The following is a 21696-nucleotide window of genomic DNA, read 5'->3' on the forward strand; positions in this document are numbered from 1 at the left end:
GAGGCGATGCCGGCCGTGGGTCCTTCTCACTTGGCCCGCGCCGTCATGATCGCGTCCGCGACGTTCTTGGGCGCTTCGGCGTAGTGCTTGAACTCCATCGTGTAGGTCGCGCGGCCCTGCGTGGCCGAGCGCAGCGAGGTGGAGTACCCGAACATCTCCGACAGCGGCACTTCCGCCTTGATGATCTTGCCGCCGCCGACCATGTCGTCCATGCCCTGCACCATGCCGCGGCGGCTGGACAGGTCGCCCATCACCGTGCCGGCGTAGTCTTCGGGCGTCTCGACTTCCACTGCCATCATCGGTTCCAGGATCACCGGGCTGGCGCGCCGGCAGGCTTCCTTGAAGCCCAGCGACGCGGCCATCTTGAAGGCGTTCTCGTTCGAGTCCACGTCGTGGTACGAGCCGAAGGTCAGCGTGACCTTCACGTCCACGACCGGATAGCCGGCTAGCACGCCGTTGGGCAGGCTGTCGATGACGCCTTTCTCGACCGCCGGGATGAACTCGCGCGGCACCACGCCGCCCTTGATCGCGTCGACGAATTCGAAGCCCTTGCCCGGCTCCTGCGGCGCCAGCGAGAACACCACGTGTCCGTACTGGCCCTTGCCGCCGGACTGGCGCACGAACTTGCCTTCGACGTCCGTCACCGCCTTGCGCACCGTCTCGCGGTAGGCCACCTGCGGCTTGCCGACGTTGGCCTCGACGCTGAACTCGCGCTTCATCCGGTCCACGATGATTTCCAGATGGAGCTCGCCCATGCCGGAAATGATGGTCTGGCCCGACTCCTCGTCCGTGCGCACGCGGAAGGACGGATCCTCGGCCGCCAGACGGCCCAGCGCGATGCCCATCTTCTCCTGGTCCGCCTTGGTCTTGGGCTCCACCGCCTGCGAGATCACCGGCTCCGGGAAGATCATCCGCTCCAGCGTGATGATGGCCTCGGGGTCGCACAGCGTCTCGCCGGTCGTGACGTCCTTCAGGCCCACGCAGGCGGCGATGTCGCCGGCCAGGATCTCCTTGATCTCCTCGCGCTGGTTGGCATGCATCTGCAGGATCCGGCCGATGCGCTCCTTCTTGCCGCGCGTCGGGTTGTAGACCGAGTCGCCCGATTTCAGGATGCCCGAGTACACCCGCACGAAAGTCAGCTGGCCCACGTACGGGTCGGTCATCAGCTTGAAGGCGAGGGCGCTGAACTTCGCGTCGTCCGCGGCCGCGCGCGTCGTGTCCTGCTCGTCGTCGTCGGTGCCGTGCACCGGCGGAATGTCCACCGGCGAGGGCATGAAGTCGATCACCGCGTCCAGCATGCGCTGCACGCCCTTGTTCTTGAACGCCGTGCCGCACAGCATCGGCTGGATCTCGCCCGCGATCGTGCGCTTGCGGATCGCCCGCTTGATCTCCGCCTCGTCCAGCTCGCCGGTCTCGAGGTACTTGTTCATCAGTTCCTCGTCGGCCTCGGCCGCGGCCTCGACCATCTTCTCGCGCCATTCGTCGGCCTGCGCCTTGAGCTCCGGCGGGATCTCCTGGTAATCGAAGGTCATGCCCTGCGTAGCGTCGTGCCACAGGATGGCCTTCATCTTCAGCAGGTCGATCACGCCCTTGAAGTGCTCCTCCGCGCCGATCGGCAGCACCACCGGCACCGGGTTGGCCTTGAGCCGGTCCACCATCATCTGGCGCACCCGGTAGAAGTCCGCGCCCACGCGGTCCATCTTGTTCACGAAGGCAAGACGCGGCACCTTGTACTTGTTGGCCTGGCGCCAGACCGTCTCCGACTGCGGCTGCACGCCGCCGACCGAGTCGTACACCATCACCGCGCCGTCCAGCACGCGCATGGAGCGCTCCACCTCGATGGTGAAGTCCACGTGCCCCGGGGTGTCGATGATGTTGATGCGGTGCTCCGGATACGAGCGGTCCATGCCCTTCCAGAAGCAGGTCGTCGCCGCGGAGGTGATCGTGATGCCGCGTTCCTGCTCCTGCGCCATCCAGTCCATCGTCGCCGCGCCGTCGTGCACTTCACCGATCTTGTGATTGACCCCGGTGTAGAACAGGATGCGCTCCGTCGTCGTCGTCTTGCCGGCGTCGATGTGCGCCGAGATGCCGATGTTGCGGTAGAGCTCGATGGGGGTCTTGCGGGACATGGTGGTCTCCAGTGGCCGAGGAACGACCCGCGGGCGCCCCTTTCACTGGAGGCGCCCGCCGGGTCCGGGAATCGACCAATGTAGCGACAAGCCATGACCCCCGCCATCCGCCGATTGGAAGAGCCCCGGCGCCTCAGGGATGAGGCGCCGGGGCTGTTCCCCGAAGCGCCGGCACGCCGCGCGCCCGGCGGTGCCCCCGCGAATGAGGGACAGGAAATCGGGCGAATACTGGAAGGGCCGGGCGGTTACGTCACGAAACATCCCTACATTCGGTGATTCGAATAAGTCAGGGAGCTGCAGTGAAGTTGCGAGTGTTTGCCGACCATTGGTCGTCCGTCCTCATCCTGGCCTGCCTGGCCGCTGGAACGACGGCCGCCGCCGCCGCGCCCGGCGAGGTGGCCGCCGGCATGACCTGCACGGTGCCCGATGGCTGGTGGTCGCTGGACCGTGAACGTCCGCAGCAGCCGGAACCGGTCAAGGTGCTGGCGGTGAAGCCGCTGACCACGGGCACGCCGGGCGCCTGGGTGCAGCCGCAGCGCGGCAAGCTGACCGACCAGCAGATGCACCTGGCGCTGGAGCGCCTCACGGACTGCCGCTGAGGGACCGGCGGTGCGGTGGCAGGAAGCCGGGCGGACGGGGTAAACCCGGCCCGGGCGACCGCGCTGGCTAGAATGGCGGGCTCACCGTCGCGGCGCGCGCGGCGCAAACCCCCTGGGATCCCATGGCCAGCACCACCTCCTCCAAGCATCTGATTCACTTCGAGGGGGCAATGCCCTCTCGTCCTTCCGGGCCGCGGCGCTGCTGGCGCGTCTGCAGGCCGTCAGCGACCGCATCGCCGCGGTGCATGCGCGCCACGTCCACTGGGTCTGGACCGACGCCGCGATCGACGATGAAGGTCGCGGCAAGCTGGCCGCGCTGCTGGACTACGGTGACGCCTACGAAGGCCCGGCGGAGGGCGCGCTGATCGTCGTCGCCCCGCGCCTGGGCACGCTCAGCCCCTGGGCCTCCAAGGCCACCGACATCGCCCACAACTGCGGCCTGCCGATCCACCGCGTCGAGCGCGTCACCGAGTTCCGCCTGACGCTGAAGGCGGGCCTGCTCAGCAGCCTGACGGCCGGCCTGACCGGGGGCGCCAAGACGCTGACCGAGGCCGAGATCCTCGCCTGCGCCGACCTGCTGCACGACCGCATGACCGAGAGCGTGCTGTTGTCGCGCGAGGCCGGGGCCCACCTGTTCGACGAGAAGCAGGCGCAGCCGCTCGCACACGTCGACGTGCTGGCCCGCGGCCGCGCCGCGCTGGACGAGGCCAACGGCGCCTGGGGCCTGGCCCTGTCCGACGACGAGATCGACTACCTGGTCGCCGCCTTCACCAAGCTGGGCCGCGACCCCAGCGACGTGGAACTGATGATGTTCGCGCAGGCCAACAGCGAGCACTGCCGCCACAAGATCTTCAACGCCCAGTTCACCATCGACGGCGAAGCGCAGCCGCTGTCGCTGTTCGGCATGATCCGCAACACCGAGAAGCTGCACCCGCAGCACACGGTGATCGCCTATGCCGACAACGCGGCGGTGATGGAAGGCCACGTGATCGAGCGCTGGATGGCCGCCGGCGACCGCCGCGCGCCGCAGTACGAGGCCCGCGCCGAGACGGCCCACGTGCTGATGAAGGTCGAGACGCACAACCACCCGACGGCGATCTCCCCGCATCCTGGCGCCTCCACCGGCGCCGGCGGTGAGATCCGCGACGAGGGCGCCACCGGCCGCGGCGCCAAGCCCAAGGCCGGCCTGACCGGCTTCTCGGTCTCCAACCTGCACCTGCCGGGCCTGTCCGAGCCCTGGGAGAAGAACCCCGTCGGCAAGCCGGCGCACATCGCCAGCGCGCTGCAGATCATGACCGAGGGCCGCTGGGCGGCGCCGCGTTCAACAACGAGTTCGGCCGGCCCGCGCTGGGCGGCTACTTCCGCGTCTTCGAGCAGGACGTGGACGGCATCCGCCGCGGGTATCACAAGCCGATCATGATCGCCGGCGGCCTGGGCGCGATCCGCGCGGACCTGACCAAGAAGATCGCCTTCCCGGCCGGCTCGCTGCTGATCCAGCTGGGCGGTCCCGGCATGCGCATCGGCATGGGCGGCAGCGCCGCGAGCTCGATGGCCGCGGGCACCAACACCGCCGACCTGGACTTCGATTCGGTCCAGCGCGGCAACCCCGAGATCCAGCGCCGCGCGCAGGAAGTCCTCAACCATTGCTGGGGCTTGGCCGAGCGCAACCCCATCCTGGCCGTGCACGACGTCGGCGCGGGCGGCATCTCCAACGCCTTCCCGGAACTGGTGAACGACGCCGGCCGGGGCGCGATCTTCGACCTGCGTAAGGTCCCGCTCGAGGAGAGCGGCCTGGCGCCCAAGGAGATCTGGTGCAACGAGAGCCAGGAGCGCTACGTCCTGGTGATCGCGCCGGAGAGCCTGGAACTCTTCACCGCGATGGCCGAGCGCGAGCGCTGCCCGTTCGCGGTCGTCGGCGTGACGACCGAGCAGCGCGAGCTGGTCCTCGAGGACGGCACCGGCGGTGAACGCGCCATCGACATGCCGATGGACGTGCTGCTGGGCAAGCCGCCGAAGATGCACCGCGACGTGACGCGCGTGGCGCGTTCGGGCGGCGCGCTGACGCTGGACGGCGTCGACCTCGCGACCACCGCGCGCACCGTGCTGCGCCACCCGACGGTGGCCAGCAAGCGTTTCCTGATCACCATCGGCGACCGCACCGTCGGCGGCCTGAACCACCGCGACCAGATGGTCGGCCCGTGGCAGCTGCCGGTGGCCGACGTCGCCGTCACGTTGTCCGACTTCAAGGGCTTCACCGGCGAGGCGATGAGCATGGGCGAGCGCACGCCGCTGGCCGCCGTCGACGCGCCGGCCTCGGGACGCATGGCCGTGGCCGAGGCCATCACCAACCTGCTGGCCGCGCCGATCGAGCTGTCGCGCGTGAAGCTGTCCGCCAACTGGATGGCCGCCTGCGGCGAGCCCGGCGAAGACGCCGCGCTGTACGACACCGTCAAGGCCGTCGGCATGGACCTGTGCCCGGCGCTGGGCATCTCGATCCCGGTGGGCAAGGATTCGCTGTCGATGCGCACGCGCTGGTCGGATGACGGCGCCACGAAGCAGGTCACCGCGCCGGTCTCGCTGATCATCACCGCCTTCGCGTCGCTGGCCGACGTGCGGGGCACGCTGACGCCGCAGCTGCAGGCCGGCGACACGACGCTGGTGCTGGTCGACCTCGGCCAGGGCCGCATGCGCATGGGCGGCTCGATCCTGGCGCAGACGCTGAACCAGTTCGGCCCCGAGGTCCCCGACCTCGACGATCCCGCGCTGCTGAAGGCGCTGGTCGCCGCGGTCAACGAGCTGCGCGGCCAGGGCAAGCTGCTGGCGTACCACGACCGCAGCGACGGCGGCCTGTTCGCCGCGGCGCTGGAGATGGCCTTCGCCGGCCAGCGCGGCGTGAGCCTGAACGTCGACATGTTGGTCACCGAAGGCGACGGCATCAGCGACAGCCGCGCCGAGGTGGGCGACTCCAAGAACTGGGCCTCGCAGGTCAGCGCCCGCCGCGAAGAACTGACGCTGAAGGCGCTGTTCAACGAGGAACTGGGCGTCGTGCTGCAGGTCGCCACCGGCGACCGCGACGCGGTGCTGCAGACGCTGCGCGCGCACGGCCTGTCGAAGATCTCGCACGTGGTCGGCAAGACCAACGACGCGACGCAGGCGGAAGTCTGGCGCGACGCGAAGAAGGTCTTCGCCGCGCCGCTGAACGAGTTGCAGCAGGAATGGGACCAGGTCTCCTGGCGCATCGCCCGCGAGCGGGACAACCCCGCCTGCGCCGACCAGGAACATGCGTTGTCCGCCACGCCGGGCCAGGGCCTGCACTGGTCGCCGAGCTTCGACGTCAAGGACGACGTCGCCGCCTCGCTGATCGCCAGCGGCGTCCGGCCGAAGGTCGCGATCCTGCGTGAGCAGGGCGTCAACTCGCATGTCGAGATGGCCTACGCGATGGCGCAGGCCGGCTTCGACGCCTACGACGTGCACATGAGCGACCTGCAGGCCGGCGCGGTCGACCTGAAGGACTTCAAGGGCTTCGTCGCCTGCGGCGGCTTCAGCTACGGCGATACCCTGGGCGCGGGCGAGGGCTGGGCGCGCTCCATCCTGTTCAACCCGGTGCTGAAGGCGGCCTTCGAGGCCTTCTTCGCGCGCCCCGACAGCTTCGCGCTGGGCGTGTGCAACGGCTGCCAGATGCTGGCGGCGCTGTCGCCGATGATCCCCGGCGCGCAGGACTGGCCGAAGTTCGTGCGCAACCGCAGCGAGCAGTTCGAGGCCCGCCTGGCGCAGGTCGAGATCATCGAGTCGCCGAGCATCTTCTTCACCGGCATGGCCGGCAGCCGCCTGCCGATCGCGGTCGCGCACGGCGAGGGCTTCGCGGACTTCTCGCAGCGCGGCAACGCCGACCAGGTGCTGCGCGCGATGCGCTATGTCGACGGCAATGGCCAGCCGACCGAGCAGTACCCGCTGAACCCCAACGGGAGCCCGCAGGGCCTGACCGCGGTGACCACGGCCGACGGCCGGTTCACCGCGCTGATGCCGCATCCGGAGCGCGTGTTCCGCAACATCCAGATGAGCTGGACCGGCGGCGACGCCGGCGAGTTCAGCCCGTGGATGCGCATGTTCCGCAACGCGCGGAAGTGGGTGGGCTGATCGGGCGGCTGCTCCGGGCCTCCTTGGGCCCGGCGCCGGTTCCGTGATCCCCTGGCGCCGGCCTCATGCCGGCGCCGGACGATGCCGCCGGATGCCGGATGCCGGATGCCGGATACGCCGGACTCAGCCGGCGTCCGTCCCCGCGGCGATGCCCGCCAGCAGCTCGTACGACCGCCGCCGCGCGGCCGGGTCGTGCACCGCGCAGGCGACGATGAACTCGTCGGCGCCGGTGCGCTCCTGCGTCGCCAGCAGGCCATCGCGCACCGTGCGGGGCGAGCCGACGATCGACTCCGACAGCATGCGCTCCACGCCCAGCTTCTCCCCGGCGGTCCACAGCACGTCCATGCTGTCGATCGGCCGCGGCAGCAGGCCGCGCTGGCCGCGCTGCATGCCGAGGAAGCGCTGCTGGATCGAGGTGAACAGGCGCTGCGCCTGCGCGTCGGTGTCGGCCACGACCACGTTCAGGCCGACCGCCGCGTACGGCTCCGGATGGCGGGCGCTCGGGCGGTACTGCGCACGATAGATCTCGAGCGCCTGCATCAGCATCGCCGGTGCGAAGTGAGAGGCGAACGCGAACGGCAGGCCCAGGTAGGCGGCCAGCTGGGCGCCGTACAGGCTGGAGCCGAGCAGCCACACCGGCACCTCCGTGCCCTGGCCCGGCACGGCGCGCACGACCTGACCCTCCTGGGCGGGCGCGAGGTAGCCGATCAGCTCCAGCACGTCCTCGGGGAAACGGTCCTCGTGCGCGGTCGCCAGGTGGCGGCGCAGCGCGCGCATCGTCGGGCCGTCGGTGCCCGGCGCCCGGCCCAGCCCCAGGTCGATGCGCCCGGGGAACAGCGTGGCCAGCGTGCCGAACTGCTCGGCGATCGTCAGCGGCGCGTGGTTGGGCAGCATGATCCCGCCCGAGCCGACGCGGATCGTCGACGTCGCCGCGGCGATCTGGCCGATCAGCACGGCGGTGGCGGACGAGGCGACGCCGTCCATGTTGTGGTGTTCGGCGACCCAGTAGCGGGTGTAGCCGAGCCGCTCCGCATGCTGGGCCAGGGCCATGCTCTCGTGGAGCGCCTGCGCGGCGGAGCCGCCTTCGACGATGAAGGCGAGGTCGAGGATCGAAAGTCGGGCTTGCATGGGCGCGGAGTCTAGGCGCGCCGTCCGGACCGCAGCCCCGGGAGGGTTAATCCCGCTCAGTCGCTGCCGAGCGGGGCCTGGACCTGCCGCGTCTTGCCGCCGCTCCAGACGGTCAGGGTGACCTTCTCGCCGATCTGGCGTTCCTCGAGTTCGCCGAGCAGGTCGTCGAGGGTGGCGACCGGCTTGCCGTTGACCGCGGTGATGACGTCACCGGCGACGATGCGGCCGTCGCGCCCGCGCAGGAAGGGCCGCAGTCCGGCGCGCTGCGCGCCGCCGCCGGCCTGCAGGCCGATCAGCACGACGCCCTTGGGCAGGCGCAAGACCTGGCGCAGCTGCTCGCTGCCGGCGGTCAGGCCCAGGGCCGGGCGGATGACGCGGCCGTGCTGGATCAGTTGCGGCACGACGCGGTTCACCTCGTCCGCGGGGATCGCGAAACCGATGCCGTTGCTGCCGCCGCTGGGGCTGAAGATCGAGGTGTTGACGCCGATCAGCCGTCCGGCCGAGTCGAGCAGCGGACCGCCCGAGTTGCCGGGGTTGATCGCCGCGTCGGTCTGGATCGCGCCGCGGATCGTGCGCTGCGTCATCGACTCGATCTCCCGGTTCAGCGCCGAGACGATGCCGCGCGTCAGCGTCTGGTCCAGCCCGAACGGGTTGCCGATCGCATAGACCGTCTGCCCGACCTGCAGGTCGCGGCTGCTGCCCATCGGCACCGGGGTCAGCTTCTCGCGCGGCGCGACGATGCGCAGCACGGCCAGGTCGCGGTCCGGATCGACGCCGACCAGCGTCGCGTCGTACGCGCTCTGGTCCGACAGCGTGACCTTGGCCGCCGAGGCGCCGCGGATCACATGGAAGTTGGTGACGATGTGGCCCGCCTCGTCCCACAGGAAGCCGCTGCCGGTGCCGCTGGGCACCTCCGTCACGTTGCGCGAGAAGAAGTCGCGCTGCTGCGCCAGTGTCGTGATGTGGGCCACCGACGGCGACACCTTGCGGAACACCGCGATGTTGTTCTGTTCCTGCGCGTCGAGCGGCCCGCGCGGCGTGACCGGCCGCGGCTGCGCGGAAGCGGCGCCCAGGAGAAGCGCGAGAACGACGGAGGACAGGAGGGGCAAGACCTGGCGCGACCGGAGAGGCATGGGAATGATGCGAGCTCGAACGACCGCGCGATTATGGAAGCTCCGCATCGCCTCCTGCCCAACGGGCGATTTCGGCTTCCAGGTGGGCGGCGCGTTGCCTGAGCACGTCCGCGGTGGCCTTGAGCTGCAGGTGGGTGCGCACGCGCGCCAGCAGGATGGGCGGGCTGATCGGTTTGGTGATGTAGTCCACCGCGCCCAGCGACAAGCCGTGGCTCTCGTCCGCCGGATCCGACCGCGCGGTGAGGAACAGCACCGGGATGTCGCGCGTGGCCGCGTCGGCCTTGAGCCAGCGGCAGAGCTCGTAGCCGTCCATGTTGGGCATCAGCACGTCCAGCAGGATGAGGTCGGGCCGCGGCGCCTCGGCCGCGATGCGCAGCGCGCGGTCGCCGGTGGTCGCGACCTTGACGCGATGGCGTTCCTTGAGCAGCTCGTAGAGCTGCGACAGGACCTCGGGCGAATCGTCCACGATCAGGATCGTCGGACGCGGGTCTCCGTTCGAGAGGCTCATGGCAAGGGTTCCTCCATCGGTCGGACGCCCGCCGGGGGCGGCTGCCCCGGTCCGGCGGCGTCGTTGTCGAGACCGCGGCGCGCGGTCTCGAAGTCGAATCGCACGGCCGCCTCCAGGACCTCGCGCAGGACGGCGGCGCGCCGTTCGTCGAGGCCGTGACGGCCCCGCGCGATCTCCGCGCGCAGCTGCTCGGCGGTGTCCATCGCCGCGCCGTCGTGCTCGGCCAGCTGGCGGCGCAGGCGAGCCAGCCGCTCCTCCAGCGCCGGGATGCCCGGCGGCTGCGCCAGGTCGTGCAGCGGTCCCGGCATCGTCGGCGGCGCGCCGTCCGACAAGGTCTGTCCCAGCGCATGCAGCAGGCGGTCCAGCGCGACGTGGACGGCCTGCGCCAGTTCCCGGCGTTCCGCCGTCGGCGTCTGCGTGCGGCTGGCATTCTCCAGCGCGGCGGCGGCCTCGCTCAAGGGCAGCGCGCCGATGGTCGCGGAGGAGCCTCGCAGCGAATGGGCGATCTGCTCCAGCGCATGCGCGTCGTCCGCCTCGGCGGCCCGGTCCAGTCGCGCCCCGGTCTCCTGCTGGGAGTGCAGGAAGATCCGCAGCAGGCGCAGGTAGAGCGCGGCGTTGTTCGCGGCCGTGGCCAGGCCGGCGCGCGCTTCGAGACCGTCGACGACGGGCAGCGCCGGCCCGGTCGCCGGGCGCGTCCTCGCGGAGCGGGCGGGCCGGCCGGCCGACGCGTCCGCAGGCCCGTCCGCCGCGATCCCGGCGGCGTCCTCCCCGAGGTCTTCCAGCTCCTCCGCGAGACCGGCTGTCGGGACCGCGGCGGGATAGGCCGGATGGATCCAGCGCGCCAGCACCTCGAACAGCGTGTCGACATGCAGCGGCTTGGCCACGTGGTCGTTCATCCCCGTGGCCAGGATGCGGGCGCGATCGGCGCCGGTGGCGTTGGCGGTCAGCGCGATGATGGGCAGATCGCGCCAGCGCGGGTCCTGGCGCAGGTAACGCGTGGCGTCGTAGCCGTCCATCACCGGCATCTGGCAGTCCATCAGCACGCCGTCGAAACCGTCCGGCGACTGCTGCAGCAGCGTCAGCGCGATCGCGCCGTGGTCCGCGAGGGTCACGGCGATGCCGGCCTTGGTCAGCAGCTCCTCGGTGAGTTCCTGGTTGACCTGGTTGTCCTCCACCACCAGCAGCCGCGCGCCGGCCAGGGACTGCATCGCCGCTCGCGCGGCGGCGCGGCGGGCCTGCGGGTCGATCGGCGCGCCGGTACCGGCCGGCGCGCCCAGGGCGTCCAGCAACGCGGCGGTGGTGACCGGCTTGCCCAGCACCGGCAGCGGCCCGGAGGGCAGGGCCGCCATCGCCTCGTACAGGCCGTCGTCGTTGCCGCATGCGGTCACCATGACGATCCGCGGCACCGGGGCCGTCTCCTCGAGCAGCCGCGCCGCCGTGGCCACGCCGTCCAGCCCGGGCATCTTCCAGTCCATCAGCACCCAGTCGAAGGGGCGGTGCTCCCGCGCGGCCGCCTGCACCGCGAGCAGCGCGGGCGTGCCGTCGACGGCCTGCTCGACCTGCAGGCCCAGGCCCTGGCAGAGCGCGGCCAGGACCTCGCGGGCGACGCGGTTGTCGTCGACGATCAGCACCCGGCCGCGGAGCGCCGGCGGCGGCGTCTCGTCGCGCGGGCCCACGCCCAGCCGCGCGGTGAAATGCAGCGTGAGCCCGGAGCCCGGCATCGACGCCACGCGCAGCGTGCCGCCCATCATCTCCACCAGCATCCGGCACACGGCCAGCGACAGGTCGCCGCGGTCCGGCGTGTCGGCGTCGACCTGCGATCCCCGGCGGCCCAGCCGCGCCAGCTCCGGCGGCGACAGCGCGGGACCGCTGTCGCGGACGCTGAAGCGCAGCAGGATCGTGCCGTCGTCGGCGCGGGCGCCGCCGTCCTCCGCGTCCGACGCATCGGTGACGGCGACCACCACCTCGTCCTGCTCGCTGCGCCGCGCCGCGTGCTTGCCGACATGGGCCAGCACCTGGCCGAGCCGGAACGGGTCGCCCACCAGCGTCGCCGGCAGGCCGGCGGGCACGCTCAGCAGCAGCTCCACGCCCTTTTCCTCCAGGCCGAGGCCGATCACCTGCACCAGGTGCGCCAGCACCTCGTCGAGCGAGAACGGGATGTGCTCGAGCGCCAGCCGCCCGGCCTCGATGCGGCTGAAGTCGAGGATGTCGTCGATGACGCCGAGCAGGGTCTCCGCCGCGCGGCAGGTCTTGTCGACGTAGTTGCGCTGACGCGCGTCGAGCTCGGTCTGCAGCGCCAGCTCGGACATGCCGATGATCGCGTTCATCGGCGTGCGCAGCTCGTGGCTCATGTTGGCGAAGAAGTCGGCCTTGGCGCGGGTGGTGGTCTCGGCGGACTCGCGCGCCGCGCGGATCTCGTTCTCGGCGGCCAGGCGATCGGTCAGGTCCATCAGCCAGACCAGCATCCCGGAGCGGCCGAAGTCCACCGGCAGGAAGGCGGCGAGGCAGTCGTGGCGCGCGCCGCCGGGATCGACGATCCGCAGCTCGACATCGCTGCCGGTGCCGTTGCTGTCGAGCAGGGCCAGGGCGCGCTGGCGGCTGGCGTCGTCCGCGTAGACGTCGGGCCAGGGCTGGCCGATCTCGACGTCGACCAGCCGCCGCAGCGCCGGATTGGCGATGCTCACCACGCCGTCGGAGATCAGTCCGATGCCGGCGGGCGTGTGCTCGATGAGCGCCATGAAGCGTTCGCCCTGGCGCCGCAGCGCCGTCTTCTGCGCATGCCGTGCGGCGCGCAGCGTCAGGCTGCGCAGCAGCGCCGCGAGCGCGGCGAAGCACAGCAGCGCGGACAGCAGGCCCAGGCCCGCGCGCGCCGGCGCGCCGATCGCGTTGGAGAGGTCGGCGACGATCACCATCCGCCAGGGGCCGGCGGCATCGGGCCAGCCGAGGTCGCGCGACACCCGGGCGTGCGGACGTCCGTCGATCATGACGTCGCCGGCGCCTGCGACGGCGCCCGGGTCGAAGGGCAGCACCCGGGCGTGGGCCGGATCCTCGAGCTGACGTCCGTAGCGCAGTCCCTCGGTGAGGCGCCGGCTGCGCTCCGCGGAAGGCTGGCCCGCCAGCATCAGCGACCACTCGGGGCGCGTCGACACCATCACCACGCCTTCGGGCGACAGGATCAGCGAGGTCATGTCCGTGCGGGCGGTCAGGAAACGGTCCAGCGACGGGCCGTAGAACTGCGTGGCGACGATGCCGATGACGGGGCCGCCGCCGTCCGTGTCGCGCAGCACCGGGGCGCTCAGGTAGAGCGACCGGCGGGAGGTGGCCTGGCTGACGGCCATGGAGACGGCGGTGCGGCCGGCGATGCTCTCCTGGAAATACGACCGGTGGCTGAGATCCTGTCCCATCGGCGAGCGCTGCAGGCCGCGGTTCCATTCCCCGACGATCACGCCGGCGCCGTTGGTCACGAAGGTCACGTCGGCGCCCAGCTGGTCGTTCATCGCGGACAGCGTGCCGGCCGCCGGCCGCATGCTCAGGGCGGCCTGGAGGTCGGTCTGCCGGGCGGCGGTCTTCAGGGCGGGATCCACGCGGCCCGCGAGGCGCAACGCGCCCATCGCCTTGCTTTCGCTCGTGAGGCCGCGGAACAGCAGGACCTCCCGATCGATCGTGGCCGTCATCCGGGCGCGGAAACGGTCGTCGAGGATGCGCCGACCCTCCTCGGCGACCAGCGCGCCGGCGACCAGCGACAGCACCGCCGCGCCGGCCCATGCGGCCGTCGGATGACGCGACAGCAGGATCGCCACGCGGATCATGCCGGCGGCCCTCCGGCCGGGGCACCCGCGTCCCAGCTCAGCAGCGCCAGCGCTTCCTCGAAGCGGAAGCCCGAGGCCGCCGCGGCGACGCGGCGCAGCAGCTGCGCGCGGGCCGGCGGAGGCGGCCGCCGGTCGAGCGCCTCGGCCAGCGCCTGGCCGATCTCGACGGCCGTCGCGTCGCTGGCCTGCAGCAGTCCGGTCAGCCGCGACAGCAGCGCGTCCAGCGCATCGTCGGGAGCCGCAGCGGCCGCCGGCGCCGGCGCCGACTCCGCCACCGCCGCCACCTCGGACCGGCCGGTCTCCGTTGACGCCGACGCCGACGCGGAACTCGTGCCGCGCGCGAAGCGCGCCAGCGTCTCGAAGAGGCGGTCCACGTTCAGCGGCTTGCTCAGGCAGCCGTCCATGCCGGCGGCGAGGATGCGTTCGCGCGCCTCCAGCGTCGCGCTGGCCGTCAGCGCGATGACCGGCAGCGCGTGCCAGCGCGGGTCCCGGCGCAGGCGGCGCGTGGTCTCGCAACCGTCCATCTTCGGCATCTGGCAATCCATCAGCACCGCGTCGATGCCGGGCTCGGGCCGCGCCAGCAGGTCGAGCGCGGTCTGGCCGTCCGGGGCCAGCACCACCTCCAGGCCGGCGGCGCGCAGCAGCTCGGCGCTCAGTTCCCGGCTGACCGGGTCGTCCTCGACGACCAGCACCCGTGTCCCGGTCAGCCGCGCCATGGCGGCGCGGGTCGCGCCGCCGCGCCGGGGCGCGGCGAGGGTGGGACCCAGCGCGCGGCCGGTCGCCTCGCCGATGGCCGACAGCAGCGTCGAGGCGGTGACCGGCTTGCTCAGCAGCCGGGGCCGATGCTGCGGGTCCGAGTCGACCAGCGCGGCGGCGAGCGTCGCGTCGCGGCCAAAGGCGGTCACCAGCAGGATCGCCGGCGGGGAGGCGAGCCGGCCGTCCGCGATCAGCCGGGTCGCCTCGAGGCCGTTCAGGATGGGCATCTGCCAGTCCATCAGCACCAGGTCGAAGGGCCGCTTCCCGGCCTCGGCCTCCAGCACGCACTGCGCGGCGTTGGCGCCATTGACGGCCGTCTCCACCTGCATGCCGAAGCCGGCGCACAGGGCGCCGAGGATCTCGCGTGCCGCGCGGTTGTCGTCGGCCACCAGCACGCGCAGCCGGGACAGGTCGGCCATCGCCGCCGAGGCCGCCGAGGCCGTCGTGGCCGCCGCGCGCGCGTCCCGGCACAGGCCCAGGCGCACGGTGAAGGAGAAGGTCGAGCCCTCGCCCAGGCGAGAGCTGACCTCGATGCGCCCGCCCATCAGCTCGACCAGCTGGCGGCTCAGCGCCAGTCCCAGGCCGCTGCCGCCGTACTGGCGGGTCGTGGACGTGTCCGCCTGGTTGAAGCTCTGGAACAGCCGCGAGATCGTCTCCGGCGTCATGCCGATGCCCGAGTCGGTGACGCTGAAGCGCAGTTCGATGTCGCCGTCACCTTCACCGTCGCCTTCGCCTTCGCTGCCGTTGCCGTTGCCGTTGCCGTTGCCGTTGCCGTCGGCCCCCGTGCCGTCACGAGCTCCACGGCGACGATGACCTCGCCGCTGTCGGTGAACTTCACGGCGTTGGCGCCGAGGTTGATCAGCACCTGGCCGAGCCGCATCGGATCGCCGATCAGCGCGTCGGGCACGCTGGCGGGACGATGGATCAGCAGCTCCACCCCCTTGTCCTCGGCGCGCAGGCCGATCAGGTCGACGAGGCGGTCCAGCACCTGGTCGAGCTGGAACGGCACCCGCTCCAGCGCGATGCGGCCGGACTCGATGCTGTTGAAGTCCAGGATGTCGTCGATCAGGTCGAGCAGGCTGAGCGCGGCGCCGTGCACCTTCTCGAGGTAGTTGCGCTGGCGCGCGTCCAGGCCGGTCTGCAGCGCCAGGTCGGACATGCCGACGATCACGTTCATCGGCGACCGGATCTCGTGGCTCATGCCGGCGAGGAAGCCGGACTTGGCGCGGGCCGCGTCATTGGCGGCCTCCATCGCCCGCCGCGCGGCGCAGGCGGCTTCCTGGCGCCGGGTGATGTCGGTCAGCCACAGCACCACGCCGGGCTTGTCGCCTTCGTACTCATAGGGCATCGAGGACATGACGTAGGCGCGGGGCTCGCCGGCGGCGCCGACCAGGCCGACCTCGACATCGAGCGTGCGGGCCCGTTCGTCCAGCACCGCGTCGACCCGTTCGCGGCTCGCGTCGTCGACGTAGCGGTGCGGCCAGCGCTCGGAGAGGCGCACGCCCAGCTGCTCGGTCAGCACCGGGTTCACGAACTCGACCCGGTCGTCGACGACCAGGCACAGGCCCAGCGGCGAGGTGCGCATGATGGTGCGGAACTCGTCGCCGCGCGCGGCGATCTCGGCGGCGCTGCGTTCGCGTTGGCGGCTGAGGGCCGCCATCCGCCGCCACAGGGCGTAGGCGGCCAGCAGCAACGCCGCGGTCAGCGCCCCGACGCCCCACGCGTTGCGCGCGCCCAGCGCGCCGGAGAGGTCCTCCAGCAGCACGAGACGCCAGGCGCCGTCCGGGTCGTTCCAGTCGACCAGCGTCGAGGCGACGGCCAGACGCCGGCCGTCGAGATCGATCTCTTCGCCGTCGACGGGATCGAACGGCAACGCGCGGGCGCGGGCCGGGTCCGCGAAGAGATCGGCGAAGCGCCGCGTCGCGGTCAGCTCCGCGGCGCGTGCCGGGGTGAGCGGGCCCACGACCGACAGGATCCACGCGGGCCGGCTGGCCGCGAAGACGACGCCGTGCGGCGAGATCAGCAGCACGTCCCCCTGTGCCCGCGAGGCGAGGCTGTGGTCCAGCATCACCGCCGGCCTGCGCACGGCCATCACGCCGACGACGGTGCTGGTCGACTCCCGGCCTGAGAAGATCGGCGCGCAGAAGACCAGCGCCCGTTCCCGCAGATGCGGGCTCAGGCCCAGGTAGATCGACGGACGGCCCTGCAGGGCCTGCTGGACATACCCGCGGAACGAGAGGTCGAGGCCGATGGCGCGTTCGGCGTCGCGCTCGACCCATTCCGCCACGAGCAGCCCGCCCATGTTGAGGACCCAGGCGTCGTCGCCGCCGATCGTCTGCGCGATGGTCCGCAGGTGCGCCTCGCCGGGGCGGACCAGCTTCGCGCGCTCGATGTCGGTCTCGAAGGTCATCGTCTTGATCAGCGGATCGACGAGGCCGCTCTGCTCGACGGCCCCCATGTCCCGTCCCGACAGCGTGCGCTGGACCAGCGAGACGCCCTCGCGGTCGGCCGCCGACTGCAGCGCCTGGTGCTGGTCCGTCTCGAGGTAGAGGCGCTGCGCGGCGCTCACGCCCCAGCCGGCGGCGATCGCGACCGCGGCCGCCGCGCTCCAGGCGAGCGCGGTCCGTCCGCGGTCCGCCGGGCGCGGCATCAGCGGCCCCGGTCGACGCCCAGCGGCGTGAGGTCCGGCGGGCTGACCGTCTCCATCCAGGCGCGCTTGCGCGCGAGCGCCGCGTCGTCGTCGGCGAAGCGCCGCGCGATCGCCTGGAACTCCGGCTGGATGCGCAGGAAGGCCTCGACGACGTCCGGGTCGAAGTGCGTGCCCGCGCCTCCGGCGATGATCGCCGTCGCCTGCTCGTGCGGCATGCCGTCCTTGTAGACGCGCCGGCTGATCAGCGCGTCGTAGACGTCGGCCAGCGCCATCAGGCGCGCGGACAGCGGGATCGCCTCGCCGCGCAGGCCTTGCGGATAGCCGGAGCCGTCCCACTTCTCCTGGTGGCAGTAGGCGATGTCCTTGGCCGTCGACAGGAAGGCCACCGGCGTGCCCAGTTGCGCCTCGGCCTGCTCGATGGCATCGCGCCCCAGCGCCGGATGCGCCTTCATGACCTCGAACTCCTCCGGCGTGAACTTGCCGGGCTTGAGCAGGATGCGGTCGGGGATGCCGATCTTGCCGATGTCGTGCAGCGGCGCCGACTTGAACAGCGTGGCGATGAAGCCGGGCGCCCGCAGCTCGCGGCAGCGCGGATGCTCGCGCAGCGCCTCGGCCAGCGCGCGCACGTAATGCTGCGTGCGGCGGATGTGGTTGCCGGTGTCGCTGTCGCGGGTCTCGGCCAGCGAGGCCATCGCCAGGATGGTGACGTCCTGGATCGCGGCCAGCTCCTCGCTGCGGCGGGCCACCTCGGCTTCGAGGTAGGCCGCCTTGTCGCGCAGGAAATCGGCGCTCGCCTTCAGCCGCAGGTGCGTGCGCACGCGCGCCATCACGATTGGCGGGCTGATCGGCTTGGTGATGTAGTCGACCGCGCCCAGCGACAGCCCGCGGGTCTCGTCGGCGACGTCGGACTTGGCCGTCAGGAAGATCACCGGCACGTCACGCGTCGCCGCATCGGCCTTGAGCCGCCGGCAGACCTCGTGGCCGTCGATGCCCGGCATCATGACGTCGAGCAGGACCAGGTCGGGATGCGGCTCGGCGGCCGCGATGGCCAGGGCCTTCTCGCCGTGGTTCGCGATCTTGACGCGGTAGCGGTCGCGCAGCAGTTCGCTCATCAGCGCCAGGTTGTCCGGCGTGTCGTCGACGACCAGCACGGTGGCGCCGTCGGTGGGATCGGCGTCGGCGTTCATGAGGACCTCCCGGACGAGGGGACGGCTCGGTCGCGGCCTGGGCGTCGTCCTGCAGCCAGTCCAGCGCGCCGTCGAAGTCGAAGCGGGCCGCGGAGTCCGCCGCGCGGCGCAGCCGGCGCGCGCGGGCCGTCGGCAGCGGCAGGCGGTCGAGCAGCGCGTTCAGTTCCTGCGCCGCGTCGGTGGCGGCGGAATCGCTGTCCTGCAGCAGCGCGGACAGTCGCGCGAGCAGCGCCTCGAGGCGCTCGCTGGACGCGTCGTCGAGGACAGGCGGCAATGACGGCGACGGGGAGGGCACATAGGCGCGCGACGTGGCGGACGACGCGGACGACATCGCCGGGCGCGTCGCCTGCGTCATGGCCTCGAGCGCCAGGTGCCGGCCGAGCGAGACCAGCAGCGTCGCCAGCAGCGACTGCGTGCGCACCAGCAGCGGGTCGCGCTCGGCCGCGGACGCACGCTGCGCGCAGGCCTGTTCGAGCGCGCCCGCCGCCGCGGCCAGCGGGCGGGCACCGAGCGTGGCCGCCGCGCCGCGCAGCGAGTGCGCGAGCCGCGTCATCGTGATCGCGTCCCCGGACGCCGTGGCGTCGGCGAAGTCGGCGGCGAAGCCGGTCTGCGTGTCGTGGAAGGTGCGCAGCAGCTTGCGGTAGAGCGGCAGGTGGCCGCCCGCCGTCGCCAGGCCGGCCTGCACGTCGAGCCCGGCGATCTGCGGCAGACCGTCCGGCTTGCCGGCGCCGTCGCTCCCCGGCAGGGCGTCGCTCCCCGGCCGGACCTCGCGTCCACCAGGCAGGCCGGGTTCGAGCGCCTCGCTCAGTCCGTGCGTGTCCACGCGCTGCCCCGCGCCGGAACGCGTGTCCATCGGCACGTCGGCGGCGGGCATCGCCGGCCGGATCCACCGCGCCAGGATTTCGAACAGGTGGTCGACGTTGAGCGGCTTGGCGATGTGGTCGTTCATGCCGGCCTCCAGGACGCGCTCGCGGTCGCCGCTCATCGCGTTGGCCGTCATCGCGACGACGGGCAGCCCGGCCCAGCGCGGCACGGCGCGCAGGGCGCGGGTCGTCGCATAGCCGTCCAGCACCGGCATCTGGCAGTCCATCAGCACGCCGTCGAAGCCGTCGGGCGAGGCCTCCAGCAGGTCGAGCGCGACGCGCCCGTTGCCCGCCAGCGTCACGTGGACCCCCGCATCCTCGAGCAACGCGGTGACGAGTTCCTGGTTCAGCTCGTTGTCCTCGGCCACGAGCAGGCGGGCGCCGGCGACCTGGCGCATCGCCTCGCGCGCGGAGTCGCGCCGGCGCTGCGCCGCCGGGGCCGGCAGGTCGACGTGGCCGAGCGCCTCGCCGATGGCGGCCAGCATCGACGACGCGGTCACCGGCTTGGTCAGCAGCACCGGCCGGCGCGGCTGATCGGCGGCGGCCAGCGCCGCGGTCAAGGAATCGTCGCGGCCGAACGAGGTCACCAGGACCACCGCGGGCGGCGCGTGCAGCCGGCCGTCGCCGAGCTGGCGCGCGGCCTCCAGCCCGTCGAGCACCGGCATCTGCCAGTCCATCAGCACCAGCGCGTAGGGCCGTCCCTCGGCCTGCGCGCGTTCGGCGTCGCGCACGGCCTCGGCGCCGTCGGCGGCGGTGGAGACCTCCAGCCCGAAGTTCGCGCCCAGCGTGGACAGGATCTCGCGCGCGGCGCGGTTGTCGTCGACGACCAGCGTGCGCAGCCGCGACAGCTCATGCGCCATCAGCGCGCGGCGCGCGGGCAGGTCGGAGCCCTCGGCCTGCAGCACGAAGCGGGCCGTGAAATGGAAGGTCGAGCCCGCGCCGGGCGTCGACTCCAGCCAGATCCGGCCGCCCATCATCTCCACCAGCTGCTTGCAGATCGCCAGCCCCAGGCCGCTGCCGCCGTACTTGCGCGTGGTGGAGCTGTCGGCCTGGCTGAAGCTCTGGAACAGCCGCGCCTGCTGCTCCGGCGTCATGCCGATGCCGCTGTCGCGGATCTGGAAGTGGAGTTCGACCTCGGGCGCGCAGGACTCGCCCGAAGGATCGGTCACCGCCCCGGCCATGGACGCGGCCAGCGCGGCCCGTGCCAGCTCGGCGGGCGCCAGCGGCACGGCCTCGATGCCGACGATGATCTCGCCGTGGTCGGTGAACTTGGCGGCGTTGTTGCCCAGGTTCACCAGCACCTGGCCCAGGCGGAGCGGATCGCCGATCAGCGCCGTGGGCAGGTCCGGCGGCAGGTTCAGCAGCAGCTCCAGGCCCTTGTCCTCGACGCGGAAGCCGATCAGGTTGACCAGGTGGTCGAGCACGTCCTCCATCCGGAAGGGCACGCATTCCAGGCTGAGCTTGCCCGCCTCGATGCGGCTGAAGTCCAGGATGTCGTCGATGACGCCGAGCAGGTTCTCGGCGGAGCGGTGCACCTTCTCGATGTAGTTGCGCTGGCGCGCATCCAGCCCGGTCTGCAGCGCCAGGTGGGACATGCCGATGATCGCGTTCATCGGCGTGCGGATCTCGTGGCTCATGTTGGCCAGGAAGTCGGACTTGGCGCGGGTGGCGCCCTCGGCGTCTTCCTTGGCCCGCTGCAGCGCGTCCTGGGCGCGCTCGCGCTCGGCCAGCAGCGCCTGCAGCTGGCCGTGCTGGGCCTGGAGCTCGAGCTCCTTGCGGTCGCGCGACGCACCGTGCGCCAGGCTGCGCAGGGTCGCGGCCAGCAGGCCGAAGGCCAGCAGCGCGACCAGCGCGGCGATGCCGGCGCGCGTGGCGAGGGGCTCCAGCGCGTCCAGGTCGCCCAGCAGCACCAGCCGCCAGGGGCCGTTCGGATCGTTCCAGGCCACGTCGGCCTGGATCGCGGCGTGGCGCACGCCGTCGATCTCGACGACGGGCGCGTCGAGCAGGAAGGGCAGGCTGTGCGAGCGCGCCGGATCCTCGAAGAGCTTGCCGAACTGCCGGGCGGCGGTGATCGCCTGGGCGCGCTCCGGCGTGGCGGCGCCGTGCAGGCTCATGCGCCAGCCCGGCCGGCTGGCGGCGATCACCACGCCGGACGGCGAGATCAGTAACGCGCCGGCATAGCTGCGGGTATCGAGGAAACGGTCCAGCGCGTCGGCATAGACCCGCCCGACGATGACGCCGGCGATCTCGCCGTCCAGCCCGGGCTGCCGGTAGATCGGCGCGGCGAGCCAGAACACGCGCTGGCCGGTGCTGACGCTGATGCCGGCGAAGACGTTGGGCTGGCCGCGGATCGCCTGGCGGAAGTACTGGCGGAAGTTGACGTCCAGGCCGATCGGCGTCGTGCCCTCGTCGTCCCAGCCCGCGATGATGCGGCCCTGCGCGTTCACGACGAAGGCCTGCTGCGCCCCGACGCTGTTGCCGAGCACCTCCAGCGTGTCGGCGGCGGGGCGCGTGAGGCGGGCCCGCTCGACGTCGGTGAGCGCCGCGGTGGTCTTCAGCGCCGGGTCGAGCTGGCCGGCGAGCACGATCGCGCCCATGCCCTTGCCCGTCAGGGTCAGGCCCTGCAGCGCGAGGGCCTCGCGCTGGGCGGCGTTGTGGAGGTTGCGCAGCGCGTCGTGTTCGAGCGAGCGGCGGTGCAGCTCGCTCGCGCCGATGCCCAGCGCGAGCGCCGCCCCCGCGGCCAGCAGCCACGCGGACCGGCGATGCCCCAGCAGCCATTCGGAGACACGACCCATCC

Annotated in this window: 8 protein-coding genes and 3 pseudogenes; 2 read left to right on the forward strand and 9 right to left on the reverse strand. The window is 72.2% G+C overall.

What is annotated here, in order from left to right; translation table 11 throughout:
* Nucleotides 1–26 precede the first annotated feature (26 nt).
* A complete protein-coding gene (gene fusA / locus ACQ859_RS13205; RefSeq protein WP_431266158.1) occupies nucleotides 27–2129 on the reverse strand; it encodes an elongation factor G in 2103 nt (700 codons plus the stop codon).
* A gap of 311 nt (nucleotides 2130–2440) precedes the next feature.
* On the opposite strand from fusA, the gene ACQ859_RS13210 reads away from it, so the two are divergent.
* Nucleotides 2441–2728: a hypothetical protein gene (locus tag ACQ859_RS13210; protein WP_431266159.1), complete on the forward strand. Its 288-nt coding sequence runs from the start codon at nucleotides 2441–2443 to the stop codon at nucleotides 2726–2728.
* Between the two features lie 112 nt (nucleotides 2729–2840).
* Nucleotides 2841–6865 (forward strand): annotated as a pseudogene (gene purL, locus ACQ859_RS13215) (phosphoribosylformylglycinamidine synthase).
* A gap of 123 nt (nucleotides 6866–6988) precedes the next feature.
* Here purL and ACQ859_RS13220 read toward each other — a convergent pair.
* The 8 genes and pseudogenes from ACQ859_RS13220 to ACQ859_RS13255 all read right to left on the reverse strand — a co-directional run.
* Nucleotides 6989–7993 carry an LLM class flavin-dependent oxidoreductase gene (locus ACQ859_RS13220; RefSeq protein ID WP_431258141.1) on the reverse strand — a complete coding sequence of 335 codons (1005 nt, stop codon included), beginning with the start codon at nucleotides 7991–7993 and terminating at the stop codon, nucleotides 6989–6991.
* A 56-nt stretch (nucleotides 7994–8049) separates the two neighbouring features.
* Nucleotides 8050–9126, reverse strand: a complete 1077-nt coding sequence (locus ACQ859_RS13225) for a S1C family serine protease (protein ID WP_431266160.1) — start codon at nucleotides 9124–9126, stop codon at nucleotides 8050–8052.
* Between the two features lie 64 nt (nucleotides 9127–9190).
* Nucleotides 9191–9634: pseudogene (locus tag ACQ859_RS13230) on the reverse strand (response regulator); the annotation flags it as partial.
* Nucleotides 9631–13443 carry a response regulator gene (locus tag ACQ859_RS13235; RefSeq protein ID WP_431266161.1) on the reverse strand — a complete coding sequence of 1271 codons (3813 nt, stop codon included), beginning with the start codon at nucleotides 13441–13443 and terminating at the stop codon, nucleotides 9631–9633. The pseudogene ACQ859_RS13230 and the gene ACQ859_RS13235, both read right to left, overlap by 4 nt.
* Nucleotides 13440–14864, reverse strand: a complete 1425-nt coding sequence (locus ACQ859_RS13240; protein ID WP_431266162.1) for a response regulator — start codon at nucleotides 14862–14864, stop codon at nucleotides 13440–13442. Before ACQ859_RS13240 ends, ACQ859_RS13235 begins: the two co-directional genes overlap by 4 nt.
* Nucleotides 14861–16849 carry a histidine kinase dimerization/phospho-acceptor domain-containing protein gene (locus tag ACQ859_RS13245; protein WP_431266163.1) on the reverse strand — a complete coding sequence of 663 codons (1989 nt, stop codon included), beginning with the start codon at nucleotides 16847–16849 and terminating at the stop codon, nucleotides 14861–14863. Before ACQ859_RS13245 ends, ACQ859_RS13240 begins: the two co-directional genes overlap by 4 nt.
* A complete protein-coding gene (locus ACQ859_RS13250; RefSeq protein WP_431266164.1) occupies nucleotides 16849–18036 on the reverse strand; it encodes a response regulator in 1188 nt (395 codons plus the stop codon). The genes ACQ859_RS13245 and ACQ859_RS13250 overlap by 1 nt, the downstream gene beginning before the upstream one ends.
* Nucleotides 18037–18451: 415 nt before the next feature.
* A pseudogene (locus ACQ859_RS13255) lies at nucleotides 18452–21694 on the reverse strand (response regulator); the annotation flags it as partial.
* Nucleotides 21695–21696: the final 2 nt, after the last annotated feature.

This window comes from Roseateles chitinivorans (assembly GCF_050632235.1).
GTDB classification, from domain to species: domain Bacteria; phylum Pseudomonadota; class Gammaproteobacteria; order Burkholderiales; family Burkholderiaceae_C; genus Roseateles; species Roseateles chitinivorans_A.

Coding starts and splice junctions, on each gene's coding strand:
- ACQ859_RS13250 (WP_431266164.1), bottom strand. CDS start 18,036: ATGAACGCCGACGCCGATCCCACCGACGGCGCCACCGTGCTGGTCGTC.
- ACQ859_RS13235 (WP_431266161.1), bottom strand. CDS start 13,443: ATGATCCGCGTGGCGATCCTGCTGTCGCGTCATCCGACGGCCGCATGG.
- ACQ859_RS13240 (WP_431266162.1), bottom strand. CDS start 14,864: ATGACGCCGGAGACGATCTCGCGGCTGTTCCAGAGCTTCAACCAGGCG.
- ACQ859_RS13245 (WP_431266163.1), bottom strand. CDS start 16,849: ATGCCGCGCCCGGCGGACCGCGGACGGACCGCGCTCGCCTGGAGCGCG.
- fusA (WP_431266158.1), bottom strand. CDS start 2,129: ATGTCCCGCAAGACCCCCATCGAGCTCTACCGCAACATCGGCATCTCG.
- ACQ859_RS13225 (WP_431266160.1), bottom strand. CDS start 9,126: ATGCCTCTCCGGTCGCGCCAGGTCTTGCCCCTCCTGTCCTCCGTCGTT.
- ACQ859_RS13220 (WP_431258141.1), bottom strand. CDS start 7,993: ATGCAAGCCCGACTTTCGATCCTCGACCTCGCCTTCATCGTCGAAGGC.